Genomic DNA, 6339 nt, shown 5'->3' on the forward strand with positions numbered 1-6339 from the left:
GATAGACAATATGCGGTTGTAACTGCACCTTCTTTTCGTAGTCCAGATCCCGATCCTCTTCGCCGAGATGCGCTTTGCTGCGTTCCGGGTGCATAATCCACTCCCCGGCCTGTGGTTGTTCAAAAAAGCAATTCTTACAATACCCCTGACGAAAAATGGGGAGATCGCCTCCACACCCCAGACACTCGTATTTTAAAAAACGAATGGACAGGGAGCGATCCAGCAAAAGATTCATATGGATAAAATCGTCAGGAAAGACGAGGTAATAAGCTATTGGATTCTCAAATTCTGTTTGCATTTTTCGCAGAACCCCTTCGTATTGCATGCTGATGTGTTTTTGGAAAAAGGATTTAATGGTATCTTTAACCACCTTGTAAGGTAGATTGTAAAGATACCAAAAATGCCCATCCCGCTTTTTAACTCCATCGCTTCCTGGCTGCTCAAAAAGCGATACCACCAGATAGAGCTATTCCTAAAATATCCCCAGGAGGTACAACAGGAAGTTCTGGAGCAACTCCTTGAGTTTGCGGATGAAACCGTATTGGGGCAGAAATACGGGTTTGAAGATATTACCACTTATGAAACTTTTGCCTCCAGGGTTCCCCTTGTTACATATGAGGAATTTGAACCCCTGATCGAACGCTCCCGAAAAGGCGAGCAGAATTTATTCTGGCCCACCGAAATCCGATGGTTTGCCAAAAGCAGTGGGACTACCAATGCAAAAAGTAAGTTCATTCCTGTAAGTACGGAAGCATTGGAAGATTGCCATTATAAGTCTGGGAAGGATTTGTTATGTCTCTATTTGAACAACAATCCGGATTCTCAACTTTTCAAGGGGAAAAGTCTGCGACTGGGGGGTAGCAAGGAGCTCTATGAGGATAATGGTACTTTCTTTGGAGACCTTTCAGCTATCCTTATCGATAATATGCCGTTCTGGGCCGAGTTGAGCAGTACCCCGAGTAACCGGGTTTCCCTGATGAGCGAATGGGAAGAGAAAATGCAGGCCATTATTGAGGAAAGTATCCGCGAGAATGTCACCAGCCTGGCAGGGGTTCCTTCCTGGATGCTCGTGCTCCTGAACGGGGTATTGGAGAAAACGGGCAAGGAAGATCTCCAGGAGGTTTGGCAGCATCTGGAAGTCTATTTTCACGGAGGAGTGAATTTTAATCCGTATCGGGAACAGTACAATCGCCTGCTTCCCGGGGGGACTTTTAAATACTACGAAATTTATAATGCTTCTGAAGGGTTTTTTGCCATTCAGGACCAGAACAACAGTCAGGATCTGTTGTTGATGCTCGATTACGGGATATTTTATGAGTTTATCCCGATGGACAGTTACGGGACTCCACAACAAAAGGTCTTACCGCTTTGGGAAGTTGAAACGGGGGTCAATTATGCCATTGTCATTACAACCAACGCGGGACTATGGCGATATCAGATAGGGGATACGGTTCGTTTTACCAGTACGGATCCCTACCGGATCCGGGTTACCGGCCGGACCAAGCACCACATTAATGTATTCGGGGAGGAACTCGTTATTGAAAATACGGAGGTGGCCTTACAGCGGGCATGTAAACAGACCGGGGCTTCCATTGCGGAGTATACTGTGGCTCCTGTTTTTATGGATGGCAAGAAACAAGGTGCCCACGAATGGCTGATTGAATTCCGGAAATCCCCGGAGGATCTTGACTATTTTGGATCTTGCCTGGATGAGGCCCTGAAATCCCTGAATTCGGATTACGAGGCGAAGCGCTACAAAGACATGACCCTCAATGCCCCGAAAATTCACAGGGCACATCCAAACCTCTTTTACGATTGGTTAAAATCCAGGGGAAAACTCGGGGGTCAGCACAAAGTCCCCAGACTCTCCAACCAGAGGGACCTGTTAGAGGAACTTTTAGCTTCCAACGCCCGGAAAACCTCTGGGGTGCCCGGGTAGTTCATCGGGTAAGGCCCGGTTTTTAACGATTTCCGGGTGATCCGATAATTGCTTCAAGGGTCACAATACGGGCCCAATTCTTCCCTATATCGATTTTTTTACCCGCCTTGACCAAATTGCGGTTATCCTTCTTCCAAATCAAAGCAACTTGTGAGGGCTTGTTAACCTACTTCCCCTCGTAAATGTTTTTGACCTATGGCTGAAAGACTTGTTATTTTATCTGATTTATGGGGTCCCAGAAAGGGACTTTGGATTACTTCTTACCTGGGATATCTTCAACAGTATTTTGATATTACCTATTACGATACTTCACAGCTGGCAGATTTGGATCTATCCCACCCAACAGCCCGGACCTTAACCGCCTCCTTTAAGGATGGGGGTTTAAAACGTGCAGTTAAGAGCCTGTTGTCAAAAGAAGAACAACCTGCCCATTACCTCACATTTTGCGCCGGAGGTACCGTGGTATGGAACGCAATCAAAGACGGGCTCCCCGCGAAATCCCTTTATGCTATTTCCCCGATGAACCTTCACCGGGAAACAGACGGATTGGATTGTCCTTCGAAGCTTCTCTATGGAGAATATATGGAGAACAAGCCATCTGCGAAATGGGCGGCCCATTCCGGAACGACCATGGAGGTCGTACCGCGGTTTGGGCGTGAAATGTATTCAGATGAAAAAGTAATTCAGAAGGTGTGTCAGGACCTTCTGGAAGAATCCCTTAGAAAGCAGTACCAGGGACTTTAAGAAACTGCTTTCAGTTTATTCATTGTTTCAAATGATAACTTCTCTTCGGCATAAGGCTTAGAAACTTTGAAGTCAGTCACTTCAGTACTCGGGAGTTCAAACATGGCATCGGTAAATACCGCTTCACATAATGAGCGCAATCCCCTTGCACCGAGTTTGTACTCGATAGCTTTATCTACTATGTAGTCCAGCGCCTGGTCGGTGATGGTAAAGGAGATACCATCCATAGCAAAGAGTTTTTCGTACTGCTTAATAATCGCATTTTTGGGTTCGGTGAGGATAGCACGGAGCGTTTTTCGATCCAGGGGATCCATATGGGTAAGTACGGGGAGCCTACCAATAATCTCGGGGATGAGACCGAATTCTTTTAAATCCCTGGGGATAATATATTTCAGCACATTTTCTTTATCCAGGGTAGACTCTTTCTTTGAGGCACTATATCCAATGGCCTGCATATTGAGCCGTTTGGTTATTATCCGTTCTATCCCATCAAAAGCACCTCCGGCAATAAAAAGAATATTCTCGGTATTGACCTCGATGAATTTTTGATCGGGATGCTTTCGTCCCCCTTTGGGCGGAACGTTCACCACGGTGCCTTCGAGCAATTTTAAAAGACCCTGTTGTACGCCCTCTCCGGAAACATCCCGCGTGATGGACGGGTTATCGCTCTTCCGGGCAATTTTATCAATCTCGTCGATAAATACGATTCCCCTTTCTGCCTTTTCCAGGTTGTAATCAGCGGCCTGGAGCAGTCGGGTAAGGATGCTCTCGACATCCTCGCCCACATATCCGGCTTCTGTAAGCACTGTGGCATCTACTATGGCGAGGGGAACATTCAGCATTCGTGCAATAGTTTTGGCCATCAGGGTTTTTCCGGTACCCGTCTGCCCAACCATTACAATATTACTTTTCTGAATTTCAATATCGTCCTCTTTGGAGGCGGGTTGGAGCAATCGCTTGTAGTGGTTGTAGACGGCTACGGACATAACTTTTTTGGTCCGTTCCTGTCCGATGATATAGGTGTCCAGGAAATCTTTGATTTCCATGGGTTTTTTAAGGACGAGTTCGGAGAAAAGGTCTTCGTTTTTGGCCTGACGGGATTCTTCCGCTACAATTCCGTGTGCCTGTTCAATACACCGGTCACAGATGTGGGCATCCAGACCCGCGATGAGCAGATTGGTTTCCGGTTTTTTTCTTCCGCAAAACGAACATTCCAGGTTTTCTTTAGCCATCCCTTTAAGACCTTATCATATTAAACGTCTGAACTCACAAAAATTGCATTACCTGAGGGGGAATCAGGGAGTCCGGACTCAATCGGATTCGCGTTCCAGTATTTCGTCGATCATTCCGTAATCCAGGGCTTCCTTGGCCTTCATCCAGAAGTCACGGTCACTGTCTTCGTATATTTTATCAAAACTCTGACCGGTGTGCGTACCTATGATTTCGTAGAGTTCGTCCCTTAACTTGACCACCTCTTTCGCTGCAATTTCGATATCGCTGGCCTGTCCCTGAGCTCCGGACATGGGCTGGTGGATCATGACTCGCGAATGGCGGAGCCCACTGCGTTTTCCCTTGTGACCCGCACAGAGTAGTACAGCAGCCATAGAGGCGGCGATACCTGTGCAGATGGTCGCCACATCTGGTTTTATGAATTGCATGGTGTCGTAAATTCCCAGGCCGGCATATACACTACCCCCGGGGGAATTGATATAAATCTGAATGTCTTTGGCAGAATCCGCACTGGCCAGAAACAAGAGTTGGGCCTGGATGATATTGGCCACCTGATCGGTTACCGGGGTTCCCAAAAAGATAATACGGTCCATCATAAGCCGTGAAAACACATCCATGGCAATGGCATTGAGCTGTCGCTCTTCAATTATGTTTGGGGTCATGCCCACCGGGTACATACTTTGCAGCAGGGGTTCCAGGTATAAGCTATTGATTCCCTGGTCCTTAACGGCAAAATTTTTAAATTCCTTAGCGTAGTCCATGTAGTCTTACTAGCGGTTTTGTTTTAAAAAAAAGGTGCCGAAACAAAGCGATCCGGCACCGTAAAGATACTCAATTTGTCAACACCAGAGGCAGAAGGCTGCTTTCACGTATTGTCGCTCTCTACTTATCCGTACACCTCTTTGACGAAATCGTCATAGGTTACTTCCTTAGTTTTCAGGTTGGCTTTTTCTTTGTACAGATCCAGCAACTTCTGACTCATCAACTGTTCGGATAGTCGCTTGACTTCATCCTGGTTACTCAGTACCCTGGCGGCAATCGCATCCAGATCCTCTTCTTTTGGTTCTGACTGTCCGTATTGAGCCATTTGGGACCTTATAAAGCCCTTGGCGAAGTCTCTGAGCTCTTCGAACTTCAGCTCCAAGCCATGTTCTTTGATGAGTTTTCCTTCTATCAGCTGATATCTCAGGCCTTTTTCAGACTTCTCGAACTCATCCCGGGCCTCTTCTTCAGAGAGTACTTTTTCCCCTGTATTCTGCATCCACTTCTGCAGAAATTCGGTAGGCAAATCGAATTTTGTTGTTTCGATCAGTTTTTCTGTAACATCGTTCAACAACTTCTGATCGGATTGTTGTTGAAACTGTGCCTCAGAGTCCTCTTTGATTTTCGTTCGCATCTCTTTTTCGGAATGCACAGTATCAGGCCCGAAAAGTTTGTCGAACAGATCCTGGGTGAGTTCGGCGGGTTCGCGTTTGTTGATTTCGGCTATGGTGAAATCTACTTCAATATCCAGATCTTCGGCTTTTTCTCTTGGGATTCCAAGGCTGCCAGGCAATAGGAAATCTTCTTTGAAAAGCCCCTTGGTCTTTAAGGCAACGGTTTCCCCTGCCTTTTTTCCCTTGAGGGCAGTCAGTGCCTTCTTGCTTTTTATTTTACCGAGCTCCAGGGTCGTTTTATGATCGATTTCTGCTTCCTCGTTAAAGAAGTTTCCACTGACTTCATTATCAGGCCCGATGATATCTTGCGACACCAATTTTCCGTATTGCTTCCGAATGCGATCCACCTGATCGTCTATCATTTTTTTGTCTGCGACTATTTTGTAATGCGGAATCCCTTTTTTCGGACTTAAGGATACCTCAAAGTCCGGTGCCAGCCCCAACTCAAATTCAAAAGCGAGGTCATCGGCCTCCCAATTGAAGTTATCTTGTTGCTTGGGCAGCGGATTCCCGAGTACGTCCAGTTTTTCCTCTGTCAGGTAATTGTTCAAATTGTCCTGCAGTAATTTGTTTACCTCATCTACCAGGACCGCTTTGCCGTATTGCTTCTTGATCAGGCCCATAGGGACCTGGCCTTTGCGGAAGCCCGGAATGTTCGCGTTTTTACGGTAATCCCTGAGGATGTTATCCACTTTTTCCTGATAGTCTTCCCGTGAGAGTTCTACTTTGAGAACGGCATTCAGGGGGTCTATCTGTTCTTTGGTAATATTCATGAATCAGCTATTAAAGAAACCGTGCAAAAGTAGGGCATTTTAGCCAAGAGGACAAGTTTTCAACCGGCTGTATGTCAATCTTTAACTTCCTATTTAGAGTCTTCCTTCAGGAAGGCAAACAAAACCGACTCCAGGACGGACAACAGTAATGAAAAGAGTAAAGCCTGCCAGAAACCGTCTACGCTGAAACCCGATACCAGGGAACTCGCAAGAAGGA

Annotated in this window: 6 protein-coding genes; 2 read left to right on the forward strand and 4 right to left on the reverse strand. The window is 46.3% G+C overall.

The annotated features are described in order from the left end of the window. Positions 1-325, reverse strand: a 325-nt coding sequence (locus tag WBV75_RS02510; RefSeq protein ID WP_424119083.1) for a DUF2797 domain-containing protein, incomplete at its 3' end; no start/stop codon positions are given. Between the two features lie 75 nt (positions 326-400). Between WBV75_RS02510 and WBV75_RS02515 the strand changes: the two genes are divergently transcribed. Together WBV75_RS02515 and WBV75_RS02520 are read left to right on the forward strand one after the other, a co-directional pair. Beyond that, positions 401-1939, forward strand: a complete 1539-nt coding sequence (locus WBV75_RS02515) for a GH3 auxin-responsive promoter family protein (RefSeq protein ID WP_424119084.1) — start codon at positions 401-403, stop codon at positions 1937-1939. 195 nt (positions 1940-2134) lie between these two features. Then, complete coding sequence (locus WBV75_RS02520) at positions 2135-2683, forward strand: hypothetical protein (RefSeq protein WP_424119085.1); 549 nt, start codon at positions 2135-2137, stop codon at positions 2681-2683. Here the strand turns inward: WBV75_RS02520 and clpX are convergent. The 3 genes from clpX to tig form a co-directional block, all read right to left on the reverse strand. Beyond that, positions 2680-3915 carry an ATP-dependent Clp protease ATP-binding subunit ClpX gene (gene clpX / locus WBV75_RS02525; RefSeq protein WP_424119086.1) on the reverse strand — a complete coding sequence of 412 codons (1236 nt, stop codon included), beginning with the start codon at positions 3913-3915 and terminating at the stop codon, positions 2680-2682. The two genes, WBV75_RS02520 and clpX, sit on opposite strands and share 4 nt — an antisense overlap. A gap of 78 nt (positions 3916-3993) precedes the next feature. Continuing rightward, positions 3994-4674 (reverse strand): ClpP family protease, encoded by a 681-nt coding sequence (locus WBV75_RS02530; RefSeq protein ID WP_424119087.1) that lies wholly within the window; start codon positions 4672-4674, stop codon positions 3994-3996. 125 nt (positions 4675-4799) lie between these two features. Next, positions 4800-6122 (reverse strand): trigger factor, encoded by a 1323-nt coding sequence (tig, locus tag WBV75_RS02535; RefSeq protein ID WP_424119088.1) that lies wholly within the window; start codon positions 6120-6122, stop codon positions 4800-4802. Positions 6123-6339 lie beyond the last annotated feature (217 nt).

The sequence above is a fragment of the Robiginitalea sp. genome, from assembly GCF_049588695.1.
In the GTDB taxonomy this organism is placed as follows: Bacteria; Bacteroidota; Bacteroidia; order Flavobacteriales; family Flavobacteriaceae; genus Robiginitalea.

Coding starts and splice junctions, on each gene's coding strand:
- WBV75_RS02520 (WP_424119085.1), top strand. CDS start 2,135: ATGGCTGAAAGACTTGTTATTTTATCTGATTTATGGGGTCCCAGAAAG.
- WBV75_RS02515 (WP_424119084.1), top strand. CDS start 401: ATGCCCATCCCGCTTTTTAACTCCATCGCTTCCTGGCTGCTCAAAAAG.
- WBV75_RS02530 (WP_424119087.1), bottom strand. CDS start 4,674: ATGGACTACGCTAAGGAATTTAAAAATTTTGCCGTTAAGGACCAGGGA.
- tig (WP_424119088.1), bottom strand. CDS start 6,122: ATGAATATTACCAAAGAACAGATAGACCCCCTGAATGCCGTTCTCAAA.
- clpX (WP_424119086.1), bottom strand. CDS start 3,915: ATGGCTAAAGAAAACCTGGAATGTTCGTTTTGCGGAAGAAAAAAACCG.